Source organism: Pseudomonas sp. PF05, assembly GCF_056521845.1.
This window is the reverse complement of the sequence record NZ_JBWLPW010000001.1, coordinates 691,731-714,964: the sequence shown is the minus strand read 5'-3', so window position 1 is coordinate 714,964 and position 23,234 is coordinate 691,731. Positions and strand designations below refer to the sequence as shown.

The following is a 23,234-nucleotide window of genomic DNA, read 5'->3' as shown; positions in this document are numbered from 1 at the left end:
GTTTCGATCAACCCGGCAGCAAATCCTTGAACACCTTCTCCACGTAGGCTTGCATGAACCAGTCAGGGATCTCATCAGCCCTGAATTCAAGGTCAGTCCCGTCTGTTACTTCAGCGAGCAGCACCAGATCAGCGCCGGAGTTATCAAAGATATAAGCCCGGTTCGAGGCTGCGATGGCTGCTGGCAATAGGTTCAGGCAACGACCGTAGCGCTGCACAATTTTTTCCGTGGGGACTGGGTGCCCACCTGCCGCGACACGGTTCTTGACCCTGTTGATATTGATGTCAGGATCTTCAGTGGCGACAAAGTAGAGGTAGGTTCGATATCCCGACGCTTTTGCCTTAAGCATAAAAGCGACTTTGTCCTCGCTAGACATCACCGTTTCGAAGGTGAAAGACAACTGGGCTTCAAGGAGCTTGTGCCGCATGAAATCAGAGAGCACGGAAGCAAAATAGGAATTCATCGCGACGGACTGGAAATTCAGGCCGTTATTGCTGAAGTCTATATTGGATGCCTCTTCAACGAGCTGGGTCGACCGAATCAGTCGGTGCGCCTTGATAAAGCCGAGAACCTCGTCGCCTTCGACTTCCAGTTGAAAATCGCTGAATTCCAGGCGTCCGCCCTCTTTGGCCGCCTTTTCGATTTCATCCGGGTTGATGTAGATCCCGATCAGGTGGGAAGGGACGGCACTTTTCATTGTGCTTTTACCGGAACCATTAGGGCCGGCAAACACCCTCAGCCGAGGGACGGTCATGAGCAGCGGTGCACCTTGATAATCCCGCCCAAGGTCACTTTATGCTTGGGCTTGGCCACTCGAATAACCTTGTGCTTACCGTCAGCAGTCGTCTCAACGAGCTGGCCGTCCATGACTTCCATCACGCTGCGTCCGGCCGCCAGCGCGTTGATATAGGCCGTATTGATCGCACCTTCAGCCATGGCTGGGATTTTACCCTCCAGCCGGCTCACCAGATCATCACTCAACACTTGATCGGCTTTCATATCGCGCTCCACGTTCTCAGAGCGTGCAGAATCTGCACTTATCAGAATCCTAGCTACGTAAATCTGTTTGTCACAGACCAACGCCACTTCTGTCAGATCTCCATTCTAGAGGAATGGAGCCTGGAACCATACCTTCCAGTAAATTTTCCCGTGTAAGCCATATTGTCAGGGTTGGAGCCGCACGGCTACGGTGAAACGCTTTGAAGCCGTTGCTGAATTCTCAATAAAAATCCTGCTTCGAAAGCATCCTGAGAATCTCCTGCCGGACAAGTCTTCCGTGCCTGCGCCAGTTCCCACCACAGCGGTACGTCACCGGGTGTATTAAGCCAGGCCAGGGCGCATTGCACGCCACGTTCGATCATAGGCGCAAATTCGCTGCCCCACGGTGTCAAAAGGCTCGAGCAGCCGTCCGCCGCCGGAATTGAAACGTAATTTTCGTCCATAGACACCTTAGCTTTCGATTATTTATTAATGCTCGGTCTGTTCTAAGCAGCATAGAAACAAAATTGACACTCGGCTTAAGCATCAAAAAAGCCCGAATCAGAGTCAATGTAGACTATATCCCGTGGATTGAGAGTCCCTCAAGGCGCAGTTTGCGCGCATGACTCAAGACTACGAACAGCTCCGTCTGCAACTAGCGGAAAATATCCGCTCGATGCGACGCGTGAAGAACCTTACCCAGGAGCAATTGGCGCTCATGGCCGAGGTGGATCGTACCTACGTGAGTCAAATCGAACGAGGGGTAGGCAACCCATCGTTATTGGTCCTCTGCAAACTCGCCAACATTTTCGAAATCAAAACGGATCAGTTGCTCATCGAGTCTGACGCGCTTGCTCGTACGCTGAACGCTGAATGACTATCTGCTGATCTAGAAGGTCGCTGTAAACCGACTATCCTGCGTTCGGCTTTCTCACTGACACCCCTCTCTCAATTATTGAACCTGTCCAGGCCATACACTCAGAGCCTGGATCATGTTTGCTGCCTGCCCGCACATTTCGCCCCAGAAGCTACATCCTTTGGTGCTGAGCTTTCTGCTGGCATCCGGGCCAAGCGTAGCGTTGGATACCGGCAGCATTACCGCCTCCGTACTTTTTCCAGACTGCCTCGAGTACAAAGTCGTCGGCATCTGCTTCTGGTTACTCTGTACCCCCTTCGGCTGCACGGTTAAAACCTCAACCAAGATTCGTCACTTCATTCCTGAGCTGGTGGTCTCGAGCTATGCCACCACCGGTGCCAATCCTTGGACCGAGATGGCCACCCTATCCTCTCCTATCAGTGGTGCGGAAGGAGGCGGTAACCTGATCACGCCGAACACCCAGCGCGATAATCTGCCTCGTTTCAAAAACGTTGATGCCATCGGTCATCCAGGTGGCTGGGCCGCCACGCAACTTGCCTCGCAATCCGGCTACGCCTGCGCCAGCGGTGCCACGGCGTTCATACCCTACTACCTGAGCACTTGGGACTCACTGGCCTGGCGTCATGGCATCCCGGAAAGCCTCTACCCCGAGTCACTCGTGCCGGGAATCCGTGAAATCGGTCGTCAGCTCGCGGGAAACATGTGGGGCAACGTCTATCCACGGCAAGGTTTTTTGGTGCAACCCGACGACTTCAAAGCCGCTGCGGTGATGGCGCAGCGGGCGGGTGATGTCATTACCCGCAACTGGCAACCGCACGTGTATGTCCCGCTCACACCCGTACCACGCGAGGGTTATTGGCCGCCTGGCCCAATCGTTGAAAACGACGCTTCGACCCACAAATGGCAATTGCTCTCCCCCGTGGTTCAACCCACATGTGCCATCTTCCCCAGCGATTCGGTGCAGAGCGCGGATGGCGGCTACGCCTGGTCGCTGTGGCGTCCCTATAGCTGCTGCAAGCGTGAAGGACAGACCTTTTTGTTCAGCATCGACTTCGAAGGCGGTGCTTCATGAGCCTGCTTCTCACACGATCCTCGTTCGACGCGATGAGTCTGTTGCTCTGTGGACTGCTCGCAGTGGCCACTCATGCTCATGCAGTCGAGGACGATTACCGCCTAGGGACTCAAGGTGAAGTGCTCGACGATCGGGTGATGTACACCATTGGTGGCGGCTCGGCAGCGGGCTCGCCGAGCTCGCTCTATCGCCCCAACGGACTCGGTGTCGGCGGGTCCTGGCAGGCGAACATGATGTGCGGAAACATGAGCCTCACTAACACCTTGCAAAACCAGTTGAACGGCGCCACCGAAGGATTCCAGCAGATCATGGGCAGCATTGTGCAGAACGCGACCCAAGCGGTGATGTCGCTGCCTGCGCTGATCATCCAGCGCGCCAACCCTGGGCTTTATGAGTTGTTGAGTAACGGGGTGCTGCAAGGGCGTATCGATTTCGACCGCTCCAAGCTGACCTGCCAGGCCATGGCCGAGAAGATGGCGGACAAGGTCGGTCAAGCCGGCTGGGGCGCATTGGCCAAGAACCAGGAGATGCAGCGCAATCTCGAACAAACCGGCGGTGATGCGGTGGCTGCAGTGAAAAACACCGAGACTCGTAACGGCAATAATGGGGTCTCTTGGGTCGGAGGGCAGAAGGCTGGAGGTAGCGGACAAACACCTATCCGGGCAACCTCCGATGTGGTGCGGGCGGGCTACAACCTGCTGCATAACCGGTCGGTGGATGACAGCGCCTCGATCAGTAGCAGTGATTGCCTGGGCGGCGCTATTTGCCAGGCATGGACCTCACCCCAAGAGGAATCCGAATGGGCTGTTCGAGTGTTGGGCGAGAGCGAAGTCGCGACCTGCGACACCTGCGAGACTCTACGGGCTACCGCTGGCAGCGGACTGACGCCGCTGATCCAGGAGGCCTACAGTGAACACCTCAAGACCTTGCAAGGATTGCTGTCCGGTTCTCTGCCGCCTACCCCTGACAATCTGAGCAAAGCCTCCAGCCCGATGCTGCCAGTGACCCGTGGTGTGATCGAAGCCCTGCGCGACGATCCTGATCAGGAACTCCTGGCGCGGCGCCTGGCCAGTGAGACGGCCCTATCCAGCGTGCTCGACAAAGCGCTCCTGCTATTGCGCACGCTGCTGGCGGGCAGCCACGAACCAAACATCGCTTCTGCCGAGCCGGCCCAAACGGCCTTGACGAAAAACATCAACACGCTGGAGCGTGAAATACGCCTGCTGCAGACCGAGCTGCAGGTACGGCAAATGTTGGCTACCAATACCGCCAGCCTCGTGCTTGATCGGCATGCAGGAGGTGCCGATGCGTCACGCACCGTCGAGCAAGGCGACCCCGAACCTGGCCGACTCAACGACGCTGACGCCAGGCGTAGGTAAGGCATGAGACGCTCACCGCTATTCACTTTGCTTTCAAGTCTAGGGATCGCCGCAGGGATGATTCTGACCGCCGCACTGATCGCCTGGATCGGCTGCACTGCGCTGGGCAGTTTCGGGGTCTGGCAGCAAGCCTTGGATTCGATACGGCCTTATCTGCGGTGGTGGCGTGTCCTGCTCTACGGCGTCCTCTTTGCACTCTGGTGGGACCTGCTGAGGCGCTACCGACATCGACCACAGGACCGACTGCGGGTGAAACGCGCCGGGACATTAGGGCTCTTGCTCTTTACCTGCGTCGAGCTCACTCGGTTGTGAGGTCACTACCAATGCTCATGAGCACCAACAGCTACCTGGAGTTTTACCTCTCCTTGCTGGCCTGGATCATCAACAACGGTATCTGGAACGTCATGTCCGATACTGGACTATTCGCTGCGCCCTTCGGCGCGATCATCTTGCAAGAGTGGTTGTCGGCCCGTCAGCAAGGCGCGGATGAAGGCAACAAAGGATTGCTCTCGGTACCTCGAATCGAGAACCGGCTTTGGCTGGCCTACATTGTCGTATTGTTCGGCTGCGCGCCGGTCTTTCCACTAAACCTCGCTTCAATGGCGTTTGATGATGCAGCGAGCCAACGCTGCGGTGTCAGCGTGGCCAAGCCAGCAGACACTGCCTGGGGTACCACTTTCAACACCATCGGCGAACGCTCTGCCAATGTGCCAATCTGGTGGTTTCTGGTGCACGCCTTGAGTAAAGGAGTGACCGCAGCGGCCACCGCCTCCATTCCCTGCGCACCGGACATCCGACAGATGCGCATGGAGATCGACAGTTCTCGCATCGATAACCAGGTACTGCTACAGGAAGTCGCCGACTTCACTCGCGACTGCTACGGCTATTCCCGATCTCGGCTGTTCACCAACCGTCCTCAGCTGGACAAGGAACAAAGTCATGATGCGTCCTGGATCGGCTCACGCTATTTTCTCTACACTCCCGGCTACTACGACACCGATCGCTCACGGACACCACGAGTCAGTTGGCCCTACGATGAAACCCGCGATATTTCCTTGCCACGGTTGGAGAATGGCGCAGGCTACCCCACTTGCAAACAATGGTGGAGTGACAGCGGTATCGGGTTGCGAGCACGATTGGTCGAGCAAGTTGACCCTTCGCTGCTGACTCAGCTGAAAGGCTGGTTGACTGGTCGCTCAAGCAACGAGATCGAGGATGCCACACTGCGCGAACTGGTCAGCCCACGCCAACAATCGATGTCCATGTCGCCCGGACAGGTGTACCAGGACTATGGCTCCAGTGCTCGCGGTGGGTCGATCAATCAGGGGCTCAATAACCTGGCCACCAACACTGGGCTCGCCCTCGGCTCCTTCAGCAATTTCCCAGCGATGAACGCGCTACGCGCCGCTCTGCCGATGGTGCAGGCCTTCCTGATCATGGGCGTCATCATCAGCCTGCCACTGATCCTTCTGGTCAGTACCTACCAGCTAAAGACCGTCATGACGGTGACGTTCGCGCTGTTCACGCTGCACATGCTGACCTTCTGGTGGGAGTTGGCCCGTTGGGTCGACTCCAGCATGCTCGATACCTTGTACAACCAAGTGTCGGCGTCCAATCAGGTGCTGTTGTCGCTGCCGACATCCGGATTTATGGATGGAACCGTCACGGCGCAAGTGATTGAGTATGTGATGGGGGCGATGTTCATCGTACTGCCGATGGTCTTTCTAGCCGGAATGAGCTGGGCTGGGTATAGCGTAGGTTCGGGTGTAGAAGGAATGCTCAGCCGGGGAACCCAGGCTGCGCAGACAGCGAGTTCTAACGGGACCTCTCAGTTGATGAGCGGAGCAAGAATGGTTTCAGGTAAATCGGGCTCAAAATAACCAGGGAGGTTACTTCAGTGAACCCCATTTATCGTACCGCTCAGGCCAAGACGCTCTGTGAATTGGATCATCGAGATCATCAATATCTGGAGTGTCTGAATCTTGAATTGGGATAGCTGCCAATGCGACGAATGTGCACACCAGCAGAAACAACCAAAAGCTAACAAAAAGAAGTGCACCGAACAGGGCCACCTGGGCAAGCAGAAAGATCCCGCGAACGAGTAAATTAGCCACAGGAAAACCTGCCGTCACTGCACGCTTGGCCACACGAGACTCAAACCCTTTCAACCTGCGATAACCACGTTTGGCGAACATACCGCATGCATATGCCCAGCGGTGTGCGCGGGAGATTTGAACTGGCTGCTGAGCCGGCATGATTGCGCCCTCTTCTGAGCGTATTCCTGTGGAAATCTAGATTACAGCCTACTACTGAAAACCGCCCATGCTTAACCGTTTATCAGCTTATTCGGTCGAAAACTCTTCACTGGAAGACAGAAGACGCACCTCGTACAACAGCGTCTCTAAGGCCGTTGACCCATCCAAATCATCCAGCTACATAGAGGATACGGATCGCTGTTATCGACAGCACCTTCCCAGGTAGCCAGAGCCTTTGAGGCTACGTCACTCCAGTGATGGTTCCCCCAAGTGCGATTAGCGTTCGGTAGCTCGCACGATCACCGTCTCTACGATGATGAACGCCTACTGCTCCCCGAGCGCCTTAAGGCTCAGCTCATCCCAAATTTTTAGTTTTTCTTCAACCCACCGCGGGGAAACTCTTCCCCATGGGACAGGTTTCTTCGCGCTCTCAACGGAGGCACACCATGTCCGACTCACTCACATCCGAAGCACTGAATAGCCTGCGCTTGCCCGTTGTGTTCACTCCAGACGCGTGGCAACGCGCAGTACTTCTCGACGGTTCAAATTATCCTGAAAAGCTGCAGCTTGATAGGCTGAGCAACGTGGTACGCGCAGCCTTAAAAGCTCACCTGGCCGATCCAAACGCACCCTACGTGGTGTTCGAGGTAACCAAAATTGCCTCAGCGAGTGACACGAGTCATGAACCGTTGCTGCAACTGAGCCTCAGCCTGCTTCAGGCACCGGATCAGCCTGATGCCTTATTGATAGCGCTTGCAGAAGAACATCAACGCTAAACGCATACACACTCAGACTGCGCGCAGTCCTGCATCAATCCAACCCAACACCCACCGGGGAACCCTTTCCCGACGGGCAAGGCGTTCCTCCGCTTTCTCTCGAGGAAAATGCCATGCGTAATATCTACCAAGACGTGACAGATAAGATCGTTACCGCGTTAGGCCAAGGCATAGCCCCTTGGATCAAACCCTGGTCCTCAAGTGGCTCAGCCGACGTCCGTCAACACCAACCCTACCCGCTTAACGCCGTCACGCAGCGTCCCTATTCGGGCATCAATTTACCGCTGCTCTGGACCGAGGCTAGATTGCAGGGGTTCACTCAAGATCGCTGGCTGACTTTCAACCAAGCCAAAGAAGCCGGCGGGCACATCCGTAAGGGTGAGCACAGCACCCTGGCAGTGCTCTACAAACCGATGGAACGCGAGGAACAGACCGAATCAGGCCAACCCGTACTGGATGAAAACGGTCAGCCCAAGGTCGCTCACTTCGGCATTCTCAGGACACATTTTCTGTTCAACATCGAGCAAACGGAAAGGCTCGAAACGCTCAACGAAACTTTAATCGAGACGGAACCGAGCGATCCCTTCTTCCCCAACGCTGCTGCAGAAAGTTTGTTGCGAAGTTCGGGCGCAAATATCATTCATCGATTTTCCGACGAAGCCTTTTACCACCCGATCAGGGATCTCATCCAACTGCCGACAAAAGCGCAGTTTCACGATCAAGATGGATACTACGCCACCGCGCTTCACGAGCTGACGCACTGGACCGGACACTACTCTAGATTGCAGCGCGAAGGCGTAACCTCTCCGTGTCCATTTGGCTCGCCAGACTATGCATTTGAAGAGTTGATCGCCGAAATGGGGGCCGCTTTTTTATGTGCCTACGCCGGTATACGGGGAGAGCTTCGGCACGACGGCTATATCGACTACTGGCTCGGCCTGCTCAAGGCTGACAACCGCGCGATTTTCCGCGCCAGTGGCCAGGCCCGATGCGCTTCGGAGTATGTGCTCAACCTGGAGCAGCAACGGAAGCAGACGGTAATGGATGACTCGCGATGCATGAAAGATGGAGCTTGATCGTCACCTCACCGCTGCAAACGCTTCATAGGGTCCAACACGAGTTGGACCTTTTTTCTATGCCCAGAAAAATCCCCACACTGCGGAGCTCTGACGCAAAGAACATGAGGTAATCCCGTAACCGCAGTACACCGTTACGTATCCAGATTCTCAGCCAGGTAATCCACCAGCTCGAGCGGACTCCGACTGTCGATCACCTTGTAGATCAGATCGCGTTTGCTGCGCGGCAACTTCTTAACCACGCTCTTCGCCGAGGCCCTGACGGCTTCGTCTGTCCCATGGATACGTGCCGCGAGCAGCAGCACGAGCGTGGCGTCAGTGAGGTTCATGGCAAGGCCCGATAAAATTCGCACCGCAGTGTACCGACACTTTCCTTTTTCGTACCAGCACGCGCATCCAACAAAACGGCACCAGGACAAATCGATATTACGATTGCCGCACAAAGGGAAACACGTCAAAAGGACCAGTAAGGGTTGGAAGGGAATGGGAAATCAAGGGTAAGAGCCCTATCCGAAAAGGCTAAAAGGCCACTGACTCTGCCAGTTCCCGGGAGGACCATGATGCTCAGTCTGTTTCGGCACAAAAGGCAAAAGCCTCCTCCGCCACCAACCGTAAACGTCGCCGATGGGTACCTGCCCATCGAATCGTCCCAGAGCTTGTTAGCAGCCGAGCATCGCCGCCAGTTGCTTGATCGCATTTGGCAGTACACCGCCCTCTCCCATCCGCAATTCAGCCAGCTCTATTTAAATCCGATCCATCGCTACGCCGAGCTGGTCCAGCAGCTTCCAGCCAGCGAGACGCACCACCATGCTTATCTTGGCGGCATGCTAGACCATGGGTTGGAGCTGGTCGCTTGTAGTTTGAAATTGCGTCAGTCGTATCTGCTGCCGACCGGCGCCGCGCCCGAAGACCAAGCCGCCCAGACCGACGCTTGGTCCGCTGGCATCGCCTATGGCGCGTTGCTGCATGACATCGGCAAGATTGCCGTGGACCTGCTGGTCGAACGCCAGGATGGCCGTGTTTGGCATCCTTGGCAGGGTTCCTTGGATCAGCCGTATCGTTTTCGCTACCTCAAGGGTCGCGACTATCACCTGCACGGCGCGGCCGCAGGCTTGCTCTACATGCAGATTCTCGACCGCCCAATCCTCGATTGGCTCAGTGGATTTCCATCGCTCTGGGCTAGCCTGCTATATGTCCTGGCGGGGCAGTATGAACGTGCCGGCGTGCTCGGTGAGCTGGTGATGCAGGCAGACCGTGTTTCCACCGCACAGAACATCGGTGGCAACCCGAGCAAGGCGCTGCAAGCGCCGATTCATTCGCTGCAACATCACTTGATCAGCGGGCTGCGTCATCTGGTTCAGCACGAACTGAAACTCAACCAGCCAGGTGCCGCAGGATGGCTGACCCAGGACGCGCTCTGGCTGGTCAGCAAGACGGTCACAGACAAGCTGCGAGCCTATCTGCTGTCGCAATCGATTGAGGGCATTCCCTCGTCCAACCTCGCGGTGTTCGATGAGCTGCAATCGCATGGATTGGTGGAGTCCACGCCGGAAGGCAAAGCCATCTGGACCGCGCTCGTCGCACAGGGAAATTGGCAGCAGAGTTTCACCTTTCTGCGCCTTCAACCCGCACTGATTTGGGGAAACGAAGACCGGCCCAAAATTTTCAGCGGAACAGTGACCATGGTAGTCGATGACCACCCGACTGACGCTCCGGTATCACCACCAGTGCCCAAGGCAGGCGGAACAGGATCACATCAAAACCAATCGCTGGAAGATTCACTAGCGATGGATGCCGATTACCTCGGAACGTTGCTGAATATGTTCGAATTGGCAGAGCCCGAGACTCCTGAATCACCACCCGAAAGAGCTCTTGAAATCCGAAGCTCCCCTTCGGACAACCCCGGTCGGGCATTCCTGAAATGGGTCAAGGAAGGCATCCAGAGCCACAAGCTGATCATCAACGACAGCAAGGCTAAAATCCACACGGTGAGCGGCAGCGTGCTATTGGTCACACCAGGTCTCTTCCAACGCTATGTGCAGGAGTTTCCTGGTATCTCACAGGATTTCGATCAAGAGATTGAAGAATGGCGTTGGGTGCAGAAGCAGTTCGAAAAACTGAAGGTCCACAGGAAACGAGACGATGGCTTGAACATCTGGATCTGTCATGTCGAAGGTCCTCGGAAGAAAGCAAATCTTAAAGGTTATTTGCTCGAGACCCCGGCGTTGTTGTTCAATATTGTGCCGGCCGATAATCCTTTTCTTAAAATCGTAAATGCTTAGATTCCCATAGAAATCTATTGGATCCTACGACATTCTGCACCGCGAGTATTAGGACTGCCGAACTCATGGCCAGCCACAATACTGTGACGCCGTTGCAGTTTGAGAGACCGCACACTACAGCCTACACCGACGCGGTGAAATTATGACAGCGTGCCCCGGTTTGACACAGGGTCCGCCAGGGGGGCTCCGTCTCTCTTCGCCCCCTTTCTATCTCATCCCTGAACCCGCAGATGATCACTAGTAAGGATGTTTGTCCACGCAGTCCTGAAGTCTCGCAACGCCTTGGATCGACTGGGCTCGCAAGCAGGCTGATCTCTTGGATCCTTTGCAGGGGAATCTGGCATTAATAACCACGTTGGACGTAGAGCTAGAAAGCTGGTTCAGTGGCTCACACTACGGACAGCCAGAGAAAGGTTGGTGGTCTGAGTAGTCGGCAACGATGTAGATCTCAGGAAACACGACTTTGAATGGCAACGTTTAGACAATTGGTCATCGCAAATTTCCCTACTGCTATGCTGTCCTCACACGGAGAATAACCAATGACCAATTCAGACCTGCTCCCTTCCCTGCTTTTCAAGATCAATCAAAACCAACTCGCCCTCGAAGCTGCCATCATGGAGCTAACACTTTGGGTAGAGCATCGCGGTTCTGCTGACGTCGCCGAGAATGTTCGCGGTGCGCTAGACACAATCAGCCAAAACGAAGAGTTCATCAGAATGACGCTCGCGGTACTTATGACCCCGGAGTGACCTCATATTAAGCTAACAGCGAGAACGGGCGTCATACTTTCAGCCGCAACAATCATCCTTATTGCAGCGATAAAACTAATACATTGAGCCACCACTAACAACAACCCTTCTCGCGAAGGGCGAATACTTCATGCAAGTCAAATCTAAATACCCACAAACTGTCACAACTAGCGAACCGCGATTCCCTCACTCACCTTCATGCCACTTAAGATACAGTCATTAGAGAAAGATATTAAAATGCTTGAAGTCAAATTGTTTTTCCCAACATAGGCCTCCGTAATTGGGGGTCTGCTCGCGTTCAATGAGTAACCACTAGGCGCTGGTCTAGCTATTTTCAATCGTTACCCGGTCAGGTAGCATAATGAAGCCAGATGCATGCAAACCTGATGAAGGCTTACGCGCCTTTGATTGTCAGGTATGATGTCGATAATCGACATGGATTGCTAGAGAAAAGAGGGGATAGGGATTGAACCAAAGGCTTACAAAAAATGCCTACATGGGCCTCCATCCTGACTCCAATGGCACGCCTCGCTCCTGCGTGTCACTTAATCGGTTCGAGAAACACACACGCAGTATTACCGTCTCCGGCTACCGATAATGCTGGAATCTCGGACAGCCCTAATCGCAGTTGAACTCCTGTACATCAGCATGAACGCCATAAAAAATTTACTTTTGAACAATACAGCGCTCAACACAGCTACCAGCTTTTCGTCTGTGGCATATCTCCCACAAATACCTAACCATTTTGAGGCGTACAAATGAGCAGAAGACAAACTGCCGCACCTTTCCGGTATGAATTTGAGAAAGATGGTGCATTCGGTGTATTTAAAACCAACGGATCCGTCCCCATTGAATACTTCATGACATCTTTTAAGGTGGATGAACTATCCTATCTATCTTATGCAAAAGATGTGAACACTGACCTTAATTTTGATTATTTAATCCAGCGCGATATTGACGAAGATCGAGCAATCGCTGAAATTAGCCAATATCTAGCAAAAGAAGACGGAATCCAAAAAGATATTGTATTTTTACCTCCGCTACTCGTCGGCGTAGTTTTCGTAGACCAAGACAAACGTCTTGAGGACTACTACCCAAACTCCACTTACAGCTCGGGCAACGATGATTTAGGCAAGCTCCATATCCGTGAATGGCCGGGCGTACTAAAAGTTACCAATTACCATGTTGAGCAAGAAGACCCTCGGATCTTCTACTGCGGAGATGGAGATCACCCAGCAACTATCACGATAAATAACGCAAAGGTAGAAGTTAATATCACGCCTAACGGAATTAAAGGGGCTCGACTGGTTGTCATAGATGGCCAGCATCGACTATTTGCACTGAATGCGTTGCGTTCCAGTCATCGAGAATTAGTTAAAGACCTTACCCTGCCTATTTGTCTTGTATACCCTCCAAATTCCATTGAAAAAAACAACGACACACAACCTAAAGTACCAGAAGTACTTCGCCATCTTTTTGTTGATGTTAACTCCACTGTTGAGCGTGTCAGTGGGCACTTCCTCACCTTGCTTTCAGATCAAACCTTAGGTTCTATTATCTGTCGAGAATTTTGCAAAACAGTACTAGACCAGAAAAAAGGTGAGGGGCTCGGGCTTATCGAATGGAACACGAAAAACCACAAGCAATCATTGGAAATCTCTCGCGAGCACACATTAACAAGCATTGGGGTCATCAACAGCGCATTCGAGGAAATCTTCAAAACAAAAAATGGCGTTAAGCTATTAGCGGCAATTCTTGGGATTGACAGACAATCTAGTGATTTTGATTTTGACATTGATGAGTATGAAGAGATCCGTGGCGCACCGGAATACTTCCCTTGGCGTGATTTCCTTTCTCGCCATCGAGCCAAGCTTATACATTTGGTTAACGAGACCATCACGCCAGCTTTGATCGATATTTTTTTCAACACTCCATTCTATTCCGAATACTGCACTAAATTCAGAAATTACTTTATCGATCTCGAAGAAGAAACCAAGCGGGAGCGCCGAAACGAACAAGACGTATTCTCTCTTGTTAAAGGCCATATCCTTTTCAATGACATTCTTTTAAAACCCGGGCACGCAATGCATGCGAAGGTGAGAGAGGATTTGAAGTCCTTAGTGGACAGCACAATACCCGACTTTTCCCGCAAGGCCATATTCCAAAAAGCAATGATTGAGGCATGGTCATTACTCTGTGCAAAATTTATCGCCAATAATATCTCTATCTCGCGTGCTTCTTATTACGTGACTGTTTTTGTCGCAAACTCGTTCCCCCCAAAATCAGATTTATTTGATGAGCGTCACTTATACCTTCAAGATACAATATTTAGTGGCTCTCGCATAAAAGTAACTAAATCAGCAAAGCGCCAGATTGTTAGATTACTACTCTCGAACGCGGGCAAGGTAGTAGCTGAAAGCTCGAAAGAGGCACAAGTTATTTCTGAGCTTGCTAAAGAAGAGGTCGGAAGTTTTATCAATCAAATGCGCGAAGACAAGCGTAAAGTGTTTGAAAAATCTTACCGTACAAATTTTAACCTCCCTGCCTTTGAGCGCGAACGCTTGTACTCCGCTGAGCTCGATAAGCCGCGCCAGATGAAAGAATTTGGTGGTGACTCCTCAAGGACCGAATTTGACCGGGAGGTCGGACGATTAATATCTGAAAACCTTACCAACTCATTTGATGATCTGGCTCGCACCCTAAAGGCTAAAGACTTCATCTATTCGAAGAGCGAAGAGTTTGATGAAGAATTGTAATACGGTATATTTCTCCATACTGGATTGCGCTAACGCTGACGCAGCTCTAATCGAGCTGCTATGCGCCGCGACACTTGAGTATTCTGATTTTCTGATTATTTCAAATTCTCGCACCCTACTGATCGATACTGCTGAACAGATTTACAGTACTGTACAAATCCGGCCTCAAGGCTTGCTAGTACCTGCCGGTAGTGTGCTGGCAACGGCTGAGCACTTTCTAAAATATTCCTGTCGAACAACATATACCGAAAGACGCTTTGTAAAATTTGATCCGTATACGGGACTTACCTCGGAATCCATCCAGTTCTGCTCTAAAGATCTGACAATAGACGCGCACAACCCTGTTTATCATTATAAAAATACAAATAAATTTCACCCTATTGTTAAGCATACGATTGAAACTGCCTGCGCGGAGCAAAATGAACTCAACCGCCATATCAGTCAACTGCTCACCGGGTGTAGCTTTTTGCCCGATTCTTTTTTAAAGAGCAAGAGTCTTGGCACTGATTTCGATGGATTACAACTACATGAACTTAAAGCTTTCACCGACATTTTAATTACACTAAAACCAAACCTCAGAGTTCTCAACACAGAAGTTGACGACCTTATACAGTACTGCAATACCTTGATGGCTGTGCGCCCAATAACTTCTACTGATTTATCCAACGCATACCCTACTGCCGCACTACAGAATGGCTTCCCTTGCGTCTACAAAGTAATCTCAATATTTCATTATTTGGCATACGAGCTTTCTCTTCGCCGCAAACTATACAACAAAGCATTTATGCATATTTTTAGAACTTACGAATGCTATGCTTCGGGCGCACTGTTTTTACGCAATGCAACAATTGCTAGCTACACAACGAAAAAAGGAACATTTCCCGACTCGTATATACTTGACGGGGACCGCGTATTTGGCTTTTCAAGCATTTATAAAGGGCTTGGAGTTCACTTCAATTTAACTCACAACTCAGATTACTCACTGTGCCAGCTCTATATTGACCTCCGCAACAAGTTTCATTACACACACGGTGATTTGAAACCAAGTCAGCACCTTACCCTCCAATTCGCACGAGCGATTATAAAGCAGATACTTAAAATTGAAAAATCTGAGGGTCAACTAAACTTTCGTTGGATAAAGGTTTATCGTCAGACCGCCCGTATGTTTCTGAATGATGATCATGCAAAAATTGCAAACGCTATCGTACGCCACCTTGGAATGCCGCCGCATACGTCCTTCTCAGAAGTGTGAAAAATCAATCCGTTCCACTCTCGGCTGAATACCAACGCTCAGTGAGCTTTGCACGAAGCCCCTTTGAAAACGTCCAAAGGACTCTAGAGCGATGAGATTTTTAGAGTTTGCACCTATCGAAGAAGAGAAATTCATTGATGGCACAGCTGTATGATCTCTCCGATGCGGCCAGGGATTTGGTGCGCATCTGCAAGGGGCCTCACGCCAAGTTGAACGGTCAACGGTGACGCCTGAACGATAGACCCCACGGCGTAGGTGCGACCCGCGCTCTGCAAGTGCCGGTAAAAAGGGAGCCTGAAGCGCCGCCAGTTCATGCATTCGAGCATAACCTGGGATGGCTCACGACGAAGATCCATATTTATTGGCATGTCGGATTGACAAGCCACCGACATCGCCTAAGCCCGATCGCTGCTGGAAGCGGTCTATATCCCCACCGCGCGCGAAGTCGCCCCAAAAACTCACCGATGGCTGTCGGCAGACAGATTAAAGTGAACCGCCGCATCGTCACGCACTTCGATAAATCTCGCGAAAATTTATGCGGCGCAGGTCTAGCTGGCCTGTGCCAGTCGATGTTTTCGACAGTACCTTTCGTACGACGCGTAGACGTTATCAGGGAGGTAAATACCAAGGTTTTATTGCGTGTACGTTAAAAATATGCAAAATGACGTACTCACAGTAAAAACACGTTCTTAGCCATGAATATTTTCGTCCACTCCTTCCCATGCGTCAGGGGCATCCAGGCCGGACGGCCTTGCTACATTGCGATGTGCCCCATGCGTCTTGTGCCCAAAATATTCATTTTTAACGAGGAAAATGTGCCAGCCGATCTGCGCGCGCAGCGCACATTAAACCTCGCCAGAGTCCCAGAGATCTCAGCCTATTTGCTCGACAATCGCGACGATTACACTCTATCCGCGATCACGGCATCAGTGGATGGTGTTGTCCAATTCACCCCTGCTTCCGACACTGGTCTAGGGCAGAGCATCGGCACGCTTACAATACCAATGGAAGCTCCGATACTGATCAACGACGGTCAGCATCGCCGTGCAGCCATCGAGCAGGCGATTCGTGAGAACCCAGAGCTTGGCCACGACAACATCCCGGTCCTTTTCTTTATTGATGAAGGACTCAATCGCAGCCAGCAAATGTTCGCTGATCTCAACAAGCATGCCGTTCGTCCGAGCAATTCAATCAGCACCCTGTACGATCTCAGAGACCAGATTTCTGATTTGGCCAGGTATCTGGCAAAAAATGTAGAAGTCTTCTCCAGGATGACTGAGCTGGAGAAGTCCAGCCTCTCTCCTCGCAGCTCCAAGCTCTTTACCCTCAGCGCCATCAAGAATGCGTCCCGCGTCCTGTTGAAAAAGGGAAAAGGTGACCTCATCGCGCAAAACGAGAGAGAACTCGCGAAGTCTTTCTGGGAAGAGGTCTCTCTACAGATGCCCGATTGGATCAGGGCAAAAAACAAAGAGCTGTCGACGTCTGAACTGCGAGACAACTACATCCATGCCCACGGCGTGATGCTGCAAGCGATGGGGCTCGTCGGTGCTGAGCTGATTATCCGCAAAGAGTCCGAATGGAAAAAAACCATCAGTCAGTTGCGAGGCATCGACTGGTCCAGAGCCAATCCTGAATGGGAAGGCCGCGCCATGGTTCACGGCAGGATCTCCAAAGCCACAACGAACGTTGCACTCACCGCCAGTCTCATCAAGAAGAAGCTTGGTGTCCCGCTGTCCACGGTTGAACTAGAGTTAGAAAACAGGTTTCTTCAAAAATGAGTAATGATCAATTTCTCTATCCATCACACGATGACTTCGTCCAAGAAGCGATTATTGCTGGTAGACCATTAGCGGACGCTGTCCGCGAGCTTCAGAGCATTTACAAGGCTGATAATCGCCCTTGGGTAGTGGGGTTCAGCGGCGGCAAAGATTCGACCGTGATTCTTTCGCTCACTTACTACGCCTTGAAGATGTTGCCGCCTGAGGAACGCCATAAGCACGTGTACGTGGTCTCCTCCGACACTCGAGTGGAAACCCCTGTAGTCGTCGACATGATCCGCCAGGTGCTTGATTCGGTGAACGCTCAGGCGATTCAGGATCAGCTGCCCATGACAGCGCACTCTGTCACTCCTAAAGTCGGCGAGACGTTTTGGGCCAACCTCTTGGGTAAAGGCTACCCTGCCCCAACCAAAGCATTCCGCTGGTGTACTGAGCGGATGAAAATCGACCCTGTGAGCGAGTTCATCAAGGACAAGGTAGCTCGCTTCGGTGAAGTAGTGGTTGTGCTTGGCTCCAGACGAGAAGAAAGCTCCACGCGTGCCCAGGTAATCACACGCCACAAAATCGACGGTTCTGCATTGGGTCGACACACGACATTGCCCAATGCCTATACCTACATGCCTATTGAGCTGTGGCACGCGGATGACGTCTGGGAATACCTCATGAGCGCTGCTAGGCCATGGGGCGGCTCTAACCGAGTACTGTTTGAGCTCTACAAAGACTCCAATGCTGGAGAATGCCCACTCGTTATCGACACCAATACACCATCGTGCGGCAACTCGCGTTTCGGCTGCTGGACCTGCACAGTCGTGACACACGACAAAGCGATCGAGGGGCTCGTAGACAGCGGAGAGGACTGGATGCTACCGCTACTCCAGTTCCGTAACCAACTGCACGCCAGCTCCCTGCCCGAAAATAAAACTGAATTCCGTAATTATAAACGTCGTACCGGCAAAGTAACCTTCGCAAGAGGGGCTATCGATGACGACTCCAATGCCGCCACCAAGCACGTACCTGGTCCGTATTGGATGAAATATCGCCGTGAGTGGCTGAAGCTACTTTTGGAAATTGAGAAAGGCATACGTGAAACCGATCGCGAGATTGAGCTGATCGGTCGTGATGAGTTGCAAGTGATCCGCCAGCAGTGGCTGAAGGATCCAAATGAACCGGACTGGATTGATTCACTTCCTAAAATCTACGGTGAGGTTTACCCCGAAGATACGGTCGAATGGATCAAAAATGATGCCGGCGCGTTTACTGAACCTGATGCTGCCATTCTCAACGCACTCGAGGCTGAGCGCGGCGTTCCAGCAGTTCTGATCATGAAACTCATAGATACAGAGTTGTCGTTCTCCGGGCTCTCGCGCCGAAAAGGAATTCTGGACGAGCTGCAGAAAGTCCTGGAGCAAGACTGGGGTGGATTGGACGAAGCAATGGAACGACGCGCCATCCCTAAAGTTACCGACACGTACAAGACTGCTTTCGAATCTCTGAAAGCCGACCTAGATGGCTTGCTGCAATGATTATTGACTCCCTTTCAGTACTAGATTTCCGAGTGTTTAGCGGCGCCCATAACTTTGACCTGGCTCCCAAGATCAAAAGAGGCAAAAACGCGCCTATCGTTTTGTTTGGCGGCCTAAACGGCGGCGGCAAAACAACCATCCTGAGCGCGCTGAAGCTTGCCTTGTACGGTAAAGGTGTACTGGGCTCCGGCGCAACGGTTGCCGAGTACCATCAGTACCTCCGTGAATGCATACATAGAGCTCACAACAGCATCGCCAAGCCTACGCGTGCATCCGTTGAGCTGACCTTTCGCTATGCACAATACGGCGTTATATCGAGCTATCAACTGATACGCGATTGGTTTGTTGACCCTTCTGGGAAGGTAAAAGAAGGTCTGATCATTTCAAGGGACGGACAACCTCTGACCGAGCTTTCCTATGATCAGGCACAGGCGTTTCTCAACGAGCTGATCCCGATTGGCGTTTCCGAGCTGTTTTTCTTCGACGGTGAAAAAATCGCGAGCCTTGCCGAAGAAACATCCGGGGATGCGTTGCGAGAGTCGATCAACAAGCTTTTGGGCTTGGACCTAATCGATAGGTTGCACTCCGACCTCTCCGTTATCATCAGAGGGCGCTCGGTCAAAAAGGCTTCTGAAGATCGCAAGCAAAAAATTGCCAATGCAGAACGGGCGTATGATGATCTGAAGAAGCAGCTTGCAGAAATACGCGAAAAGCTTCTCCTCATGCGCGTGAATACTGTCGAGGCCAACAAAAACCTCAGCCACGTAGAGGCGAGCATCAATGCTCGGGGCGGCGCTTGGAGCGCCTCAAGGCAAGAGGAAACGGTTAATCTCGATTCGTTGGTTGGCGAAAAAAAGGCAATAGAACACACCCTGCATGACATGCTCAGCGGACTGCTGCCTTTTGCAATCACCCAAAGCCTCAACGAAAAGCTGCTTGCACAGCTAGACAATGAGCAGCGTGCGCAAAAAGCGCAGGTACTCTCCGAATACCTGCAACGTCAGCAAAGCAATTTTCTAGCAGAAGTTGAATCTACCTTTGCTATGACAAAGGAACAGCTCCCTGCCCTCCAGGATATTTTTCTTAGGACATTCGGCTCAGAAGTCGCGAGCAGCTTCCAGCACCAATCGCCAGTTCACGAGCTCTCCGACACTCAACGATTCAGCATCACTCATCGCCTACAGAACGATGTTGGCTCACTCCAACAACGAGCCGCTGGCTTGGTGATGACGCTTCAGGAAGCTGATAGCCAGATTGAATCCGCCCGGGAAAATATCGCTAGGGCACCTGACGAAAAAGTACTGATCCCACTGTTTAACGAACAGGGGCAGCTACAGGGACGGTTGTCCGCCCTAAAGGAGCAAAGATCTGTAATGGTCGAGGAAGCTAAAGCCCTTCTCAACTGTTTGTCGATGGCCGCGCGCCAATTAGACGATCTCTACACTGAAATTGCTGAGTCCCAGGAAGAGGAGCGCCTGACCGGACTCGCACAAAACGCCAGAGATGTTCTTAAAGAGTTCTCTATACGCGCCCGAATTGAAAAACTCAAAGAACTTGAGTCGCAGTTTTACACCTCCTTCAATGGCCTTGCCCGCAAAGAAAATCGGAATCTCAGCATTCAGATTGATCCGAACTCCTTCGAGGTCGTTCTTATCGACGATGAAGGCGTAATACTCCGCAAGGAAGAGCTGTCGGCCGGCGAGAAGCAGATCTTTGCGATCTCTATTTTGGAAGCGTTGGCCCGGACTTCAGGGCGAAGCCTGCCAGTTGTGATCGACACGCCTCTTGGACGATTGGACTCGATTCATCGGAAAAAACTCGTAGAAAACTATTTCCCAAAAACGAGTCACCAAGTCATCATTCTCTCGACGGATACAGAAATTGACTACGCCTTTTATGAAGGCCTACAAGGAAGCATTTCGCACTCTTATCATCTTGTATACAGCCCAGAAACTCGCTCCACACAAGCAGAGGAAGGCTATTTCTGGCGGTGGGCACAAAACGCATGAATGTATTTCCGCATAAATTCAAAATATCCGCCTCGTCCACTGCGAAGATGAAGTACCTAAAATCAAAGACCGGGCTTACGCCTAATATTTTGAGTAGGTTTGCGATCGCACTTGCACTAGCTGACGAGAATGGTCTTGGCAATGCCAGTGTATCGGACTTGGATGGGCAAGAGTTCAATGCGCCGACCTTATTTGGTGAGCACTTGGATATCTACGAAGCGCTGCTCAGGCAGTTCACTTATCAAAGTTCCCTGGAGTGGGATCCCGTCAGACATGTCGCCTCTCTAATCGAGGTGGGTCTGCATAAAATGGGGCATGTACGTTCTCTGAAAGACGTAGCATTGCTGATAGCAAGCAAATAAAAAGAGCCCACCATCAGAGGTGGGCTCTACCGTTAACGAATCTGTATGGCGTTAATTTCAATTGAAAAGTACTAAGACTACATTCTAATGGTTGTTTTCCAAATATCTTTTATGATTCTGATTTTTTGACTATCGTGTTTACCCACTGCGTTTCACTTCGCCCAGCCAAATCTTTTGAAACCCATTGTTTAACAATCTGCGTATTCGCAATGAGCGAGAATAGGTCGGTAATTTCATCCATCTTATAAAAGCTGAACAACCTACCATCAGTGTTGCGTGCTTCGCCAACACCCTGCTTCAGCGAGAAGTACAAATGCCCACCAGTCTTGAGCGACCTCACGATTTTAGGCAAAGTGTCAAAAAATGCAGGCTTACACAGATGCATTAGGGACGCACAGGCCCAGATGCCGTCATATTCCTCTACAAATGCAATTTGCTCGGCAGCCAGATCAAATATCTTAGCGCCCGTCTTCAAACGTGCGCAATTAGCCATCGCAAGAGAAGGTTCTAAACCTTCCACGATAAAGCCCATTTCGAGAAAATGTTTTATATCTCGTCCGGTCCCACACCCCAAATCCAAAACTCTGCCTCCAGGAGGCAGCATGCTTTCAAATGACTTCCACTGCTCGCTCATGTCAATTGAGGAGCTAAATCTATCATATTCCTGATAGGTATCTTCATAGTACTTAAGCGTCGCAACATCAGGCACTAGTATTTTCAACTCCACTCCCGGCAGGTGCTTTCGCCTCTGACTCCCACTCTTCGATCTGCCTATTGATTTCATCATAATCTGCTTTGACCAATTCTTGAATCCTTCTCGGGAAGACAGCCGTATGGATCCGCGTAGAACCATCGGGATTTTCTTGCTCTGCTTGCTTGTATGCGTCAGTAAGCGCTGTGAGGTGAGCAAGGTATTTCCCCAGGCAACCACTCAACTCAGCGTTTTTAGGATTCGCGAGTCCAGAGGATTTTTCAATGAGCGCGGCCATTCGATCACCCACTGCAATAATAACAAAAACTTGAGGAAGCACGGCCTTGATATGTTGACCGAGATAGGGGAGCTCCTCAATAAGTCGCAACGGACGCTTATCAGTGCCTTCGTGAATAAACAACGTTAGCTTAACAACTCCCGGACTACTATCACTTTCAAACTTATAGCGAGACGGGTCAAACTTAGACAATTGTTCATGCAACTGAGTGCTTAACTCTTTGCTCTGAGCAAGGAGAACAAGTAACGGCCCATAAAATTCATTATTTTGTTTATTACGATACTCGAATAATTTTTGTCTAGCATCGAAAGAAAATTTCTCTTTGCGCTCACTTTCATTATGAGTCATCTGACGAGCTTGTAGAAAATAGTTTACCAACCCTGCAATCGCCACCCCCAAAACTCCAAATAATGCTGGATAAAGCCTCTCCCAGAAAGACTGCTTCAATGCGAATACTTGAGAGCTGATACTCGTTAAACTCTCATTAGCATCGTCTACTTTCTGGCTGACACGCAGAATTTTATCATTTTGGTCTAACACATATGCCGGGAATGCCACGCCAGCTACCGCCATAGGCAAAGCTGACTGAGGCACCGCTTCCGGCATAACCACCGCCTCCGAATCCGTAGAGCCTGCTGCAATCGCGCTCACGGACAAGGTGCTGAAACAGATTAGCAATAGCGTTACTGGGATCTGCCTCATGAGAGCCTCCTATAAGCTTGTAAGATGCTCTCGCATTTTGGGCACAACCGCAACAATTTATTGGACCAACACGCTGTAAGTATTGGAAGCACTACACAAGATCTGATTGGTTTTGCATATAACTATGTAAGCAGCTCTCGAGAGATGAGCTTTTGGCTTTTAGAGTTCAACTTAAGAAATCTTTTTTGCTTAGGCAACCATATCTATTATTTAGCACTGGGCCACCTAGATACAAATCCTCGGCAAGAATTTTTTATCAATGTATTTATTTCAACACTACCGAGCTCCACCCCTCAGATTATTATGTCATTTTATAAATCCCAACCCGCTGGCCTAATAAAAGGTGGCCACCGTCATAACCACCTCTGCAATCAGACACTAACGCCTTATTACCCCAAACTTTTTCAACTCAGGACAAT

At 51.3% G+C, this 23,234-nt stretch carries 22 protein-coding genes; 15 read left to right on the top strand and 7 right to left on the bottom strand.

From position 1 onward, the window contains the following. Window positions 1–7: 7 nt before the first annotated feature. The 3 genes from AC09SL_RS03135 to AC09SL_RS03125 form a co-directional block, all read right to left on the bottom strand. Complete coding sequence (locus AC09SL_RS03135; protein ID WP_025214491.1) at window positions 8–754, bottom strand: ATPase; 747 nt, start codon at window positions 752–754, stop codon at window positions 8–10. Next, a complete protein-coding gene (locus AC09SL_RS03130) occupies window positions 751–999 on the bottom strand; it encodes a hypothetical protein (RefSeq protein WP_058545077.1) in 249 nt (82 codons plus the stop codon). Before AC09SL_RS03130 ends, AC09SL_RS03135 begins: the two co-directional genes overlap by 4 nt. 185 nt (window positions 1,000–1,184) lie before the next feature. Further along, window positions 1,185–1,442 (bottom strand): LasR-specific antiactivator QslA, encoded by a 258-nt coding sequence (locus tag AC09SL_RS03125; RefSeq protein ID WP_081264382.1) that lies wholly within the window; start codon window positions 1,440–1,442, stop codon window positions 1,185–1,187. A 158-nt stretch (window positions 1,443–1,600) separates the two neighbouring features. On the opposite strand from AC09SL_RS03125, the gene AC09SL_RS03120 reads away from it, so the two are divergent. From AC09SL_RS03120 to AC09SL_RS03100, 5 genes are all read left to right on the top strand, one after another. After that, entirely contained in the window at window positions 1,601–1,855 is a 255-nt protein-coding gene (locus tag AC09SL_RS03120) for a helix-turn-helix domain-containing protein (protein ID WP_005787013.1), read from the top strand. Window positions 1,856–1,970: 115 nt separating this feature from the next. After that, the gene (locus tag AC09SL_RS03115) at window positions 1,971–2,927 is read left to right on the top strand and encodes a TIGR03756 family integrating conjugative element protein (protein WP_058545076.1); all 957 of its coding nucleotides are present in this window, start codon (window positions 1,971–1,973) and stop codon (window positions 2,925–2,927) included. Continuing rightward, complete coding sequence (locus tag AC09SL_RS03110; RefSeq protein ID WP_058545075.1) at window positions 2,924–4,306, top strand: integrating conjugative element protein; 1,383 nt, start codon at window positions 2,924–2,926, stop codon at window positions 4,304–4,306. Before AC09SL_RS03115 ends, AC09SL_RS03110 begins: the two co-directional genes overlap by 4 nt. Window positions 4,307–4,309: 3 nt before the next feature. Next, on the top strand, window positions 4,310–4,618 hold the full coding sequence (locus AC09SL_RS03105; RefSeq protein ID WP_058545074.1) for a hypothetical protein: 309 nt from the start codon (window positions 4,310–4,312) through the stop codon (window positions 4,616–4,618). Window positions 4,619–4,629: 11 nt separating this feature from the next. Further along, window positions 4,630–6,186 (top strand): conjugal transfer protein TraG N-terminal domain-containing protein, encoded by a 1,557-nt coding sequence (locus AC09SL_RS03100; protein WP_058545073.1) that lies wholly within the window; start codon window positions 4,630–4,632, stop codon window positions 6,184–6,186. Window positions 6,187–6,195: 9 nt separating this feature from the next. On the opposite strand, the gene AC09SL_RS03095 is transcribed toward AC09SL_RS03100, so the two are convergent. After that, window positions 6,196–6,561, bottom strand: coding sequence for a DUF3742 family protein (locus AC09SL_RS03095; RefSeq protein WP_081264381.1), 366 nt, complete (start codon window positions 6,559–6,561; stop codon window positions 6,196–6,198). A gap of 446 nt (window positions 6,562–7,007) precedes the next feature. Between AC09SL_RS03095 and AC09SL_RS03090 the strand changes: the two genes are divergently transcribed. Further along, window positions 7,008–7,337, top strand: a complete 330-nt coding sequence (locus AC09SL_RS03090; protein WP_058545072.1) for a hypothetical protein — start codon at window positions 7,008–7,010, stop codon at window positions 7,335–7,337. Between the two features lie 113 nt (window positions 7,338–7,450). Then, entirely contained in the window at window positions 7,451–8,413 is a 963-nt protein-coding gene (locus tag AC09SL_RS03085) for an ArdC family protein (protein ID WP_058545071.1), read from the top strand. A 134-nt stretch (window positions 8,414–8,547) separates the two neighbouring features. Here AC09SL_RS03085 and AC09SL_RS03080 read toward each other — a convergent pair whose 3' ends face one another. Further along, the gene (locus AC09SL_RS03080) at window positions 8,548–8,742 is read right to left on the bottom strand and encodes a DUF7740 domain-containing protein (protein ID WP_025214500.1); all 195 of its coding nucleotides are present in this window, start codon (window positions 8,740–8,742) and stop codon (window positions 8,548–8,550) included. A gap of 231 nt (window positions 8,743–8,973) precedes the next feature. Here AC09SL_RS03080 and mobH point away from each other — a divergent pair, with 231 nt between their 5' ends. From mobH to AC09SL_RS03040, 8 genes are all read left to right on the top strand, one after another. After that, window positions 8,974–10,695 carry a MobH family relaxase gene (gene mobH, locus AC09SL_RS03075; protein WP_058545070.1) on the top strand — a complete coding sequence of 574 codons (1,722 nt, stop codon included), beginning with the start codon at window positions 8,974–8,976 and terminating at the stop codon, window positions 10,693–10,695. Between the two features lie 539 nt (window positions 10,696–11,234). Then, entirely contained in the window at window positions 11,235–11,444 is a 210-nt protein-coding gene (locus tag AC09SL_RS03070; protein WP_058545069.1) for a hypothetical protein, read from the top strand. A 758-nt stretch (window positions 11,445–12,202) separates the two neighbouring features. After that, entirely contained in the window at window positions 12,203–14,200 is a 1,998-nt protein-coding gene (locus AC09SL_RS03065; RefSeq protein WP_155742053.1) for a ParB N-terminal domain-containing protein, read from the top strand. Then, window positions 14,187–15,452 (top strand): hypothetical protein, encoded by a 1,266-nt coding sequence (locus tag AC09SL_RS03060; RefSeq protein WP_155742052.1) that lies wholly within the window; start codon window positions 14,187–14,189, stop codon window positions 15,450–15,452. The genes AC09SL_RS03065 and AC09SL_RS03060 overlap by 14 nt, the downstream gene beginning before the upstream one ends. A 695-nt stretch (window positions 15,453–16,147) precedes the next feature. Then, window positions 16,148–17,230 carry a DNA sulfur modification protein DndB gene (gene dndB / locus AC09SL_RS03055; protein ID WP_058545066.1) on the top strand — a complete coding sequence of 361 codons (1,083 nt, stop codon included), beginning with the start codon at window positions 16,148–16,150 and terminating at the stop codon, window positions 17,228–17,230. Further along, entirely contained in the window at window positions 17,227–18,753 is a 1,527-nt protein-coding gene (dndC, locus tag AC09SL_RS03050; RefSeq protein WP_058545065.1) for a DNA phosphorothioation system sulfurtransferase DndC, read from the top strand. Before dndB ends, dndC begins: the two co-directional genes overlap by 4 nt. Continuing rightward, window positions 18,750–20,762, top strand: a complete 2,013-nt coding sequence (gene dndD / locus AC09SL_RS03045) for a DNA sulfur modification protein DndD (protein WP_058545064.1) — start codon at window positions 18,750–18,752, stop codon at window positions 20,760–20,762. Before dndC ends, dndD begins: the two co-directional genes overlap by 4 nt. Beyond that, window positions 20,759–21,124: a DndE family protein gene (locus AC09SL_RS03040; RefSeq protein WP_058545063.1), complete on the top strand. Its 366-nt coding sequence runs from the start codon at window positions 20,759–20,761 to the stop codon at window positions 21,122–21,124. The genes dndD and AC09SL_RS03040 overlap by 4 nt, the downstream gene beginning before the upstream one ends. A 109-nt stretch (window positions 21,125–21,233) precedes the next feature. Here AC09SL_RS03040 and AC09SL_RS03035 read toward each other — a convergent pair whose 3' ends face one another. Then, on the bottom strand, window positions 21,234–21,845 hold the full coding sequence (locus tag AC09SL_RS03035) for a class I SAM-dependent methyltransferase (RefSeq protein WP_196764436.1): 612 nt from the start codon (window positions 21,843–21,845) through the stop codon (window positions 21,234–21,236). After that, window positions 21,826–22,815 (bottom strand): hypothetical protein, encoded by a 990-nt coding sequence (locus tag AC09SL_RS03030; RefSeq protein ID WP_058545061.1) that lies wholly within the window; start codon window positions 22,813–22,815, stop codon window positions 21,826–21,828. Before AC09SL_RS03030 ends, AC09SL_RS03035 begins: the two co-directional genes overlap by 20 nt. Window positions 22,816–23,234: the final 419 nt, after the last annotated feature.

Bases quoted from the DNA above. Each gene is read 5' to 3' on its own strand.
- AC09SL_RS03135 (WP_025214491.1), bottom strand. From the start codon at position 754: ATGACCGTCCCTCGGCTGAGGGTGTTTGCCGGCCCTAATGGTTCCGGT.
- AC09SL_RS03130 (WP_058545077.1), bottom strand. From the start codon at position 999: ATGAAAGCCGATCAAGTGTTGAGTGATGATCTGGTGAGCCGGCTGGAG.
- AC09SL_RS03125 (WP_081264382.1), bottom strand. From the start codon at position 1,442: ATGGACGAAAATTACGTTTCAATTCCGGCGGCGGACGGCTGCTCGAGC.
- AC09SL_RS03120 (WP_005787013.1), top strand. From the start codon at position 1,601: ATGACTCAAGACTACGAACAGCTCCGTCTGCAACTAGCGGAAAATATC.
- AC09SL_RS03115 (WP_058545076.1), top strand. From the start codon at position 1,971: ATGTTTGCTGCCTGCCCGCACATTTCGCCCCAGAAGCTACATCCTTTG.
- AC09SL_RS03110 (WP_058545075.1), top strand. From the start codon at position 2,924: ATGAGCCTGCTTCTCACACGATCCTCGTTCGACGCGATGAGTCTGTTG.
- AC09SL_RS03105 (WP_058545074.1), top strand. From the start codon at position 4,310: ATGAGACGCTCACCGCTATTCACTTTGCTTTCAAGTCTAGGGATCGCC.
- AC09SL_RS03100 (WP_058545073.1), top strand. From the start codon at position 4,630: ATGCTCATGAGCACCAACAGCTACCTGGAGTTTTACCTCTCCTTGCTG.
- AC09SL_RS03095 (WP_081264381.1), bottom strand. From the start codon at position 6,561: ATGCCGGCTCAGCAGCCAGTTCAAATCTCCCGCGCACACCGCTGGGCA.
- AC09SL_RS03090 (WP_058545072.1), top strand. From the start codon at position 7,008: ATGTCCGACTCACTCACATCCGAAGCACTGAATAGCCTGCGCTTGCCC.
- AC09SL_RS03085 (WP_058545071.1), top strand. From the start codon at position 7,451: ATGCGTAATATCTACCAAGACGTGACAGATAAGATCGTTACCGCGTTA.
- AC09SL_RS03080 (WP_025214500.1), bottom strand. From the start codon at position 8,742: ATGAACCTCACTGACGCCACGCTCGTGCTGCTGCTCGCGGCACGTATC.
- mobH (WP_058545070.1), top strand. From the start codon at position 8,974: ATGCTCAGTCTGTTTCGGCACAAAAGGCAAAAGCCTCCTCCGCCACCA.
- AC09SL_RS03070 (WP_058545069.1), top strand. From the start codon at position 11,235: ATGACCAATTCAGACCTGCTCCCTTCCCTGCTTTTCAAGATCAATCAA.
- AC09SL_RS03065 (WP_155742053.1), top strand. From the start codon at position 12,203: ATGAGCAGAAGACAAACTGCCGCACCTTTCCGGTATGAATTTGAGAAA.
- AC09SL_RS03060 (WP_155742052.1), top strand. From the start codon at position 14,187: ATGAAGAATTGTAATACGGTATATTTCTCCATACTGGATTGCGCTAAC.
- dndB (WP_058545066.1), top strand. From the start codon at position 16,148: ATGAATATTTTCGTCCACTCCTTCCCATGCGTCAGGGGCATCCAGGCC.
- dndC (WP_058545065.1), top strand. From the start codon at position 17,227: ATGAGTAATGATCAATTTCTCTATCCATCACACGATGACTTCGTCCAA.
- dndD (WP_058545064.1), top strand. From the start codon at position 18,750: ATGATTATTGACTCCCTTTCAGTACTAGATTTCCGAGTGTTTAGCGGC.
- AC09SL_RS03040 (WP_058545063.1), top strand. From the start codon at position 20,759: ATGAATGTATTTCCGCATAAATTCAAAATATCCGCCTCGTCCACTGCG.
- AC09SL_RS03030 (WP_058545061.1), bottom strand. From the start codon at position 22,815: ATGAGGCAGATCCCAGTAACGCTATTGCTAATCTGTTTCAGCACCTTG.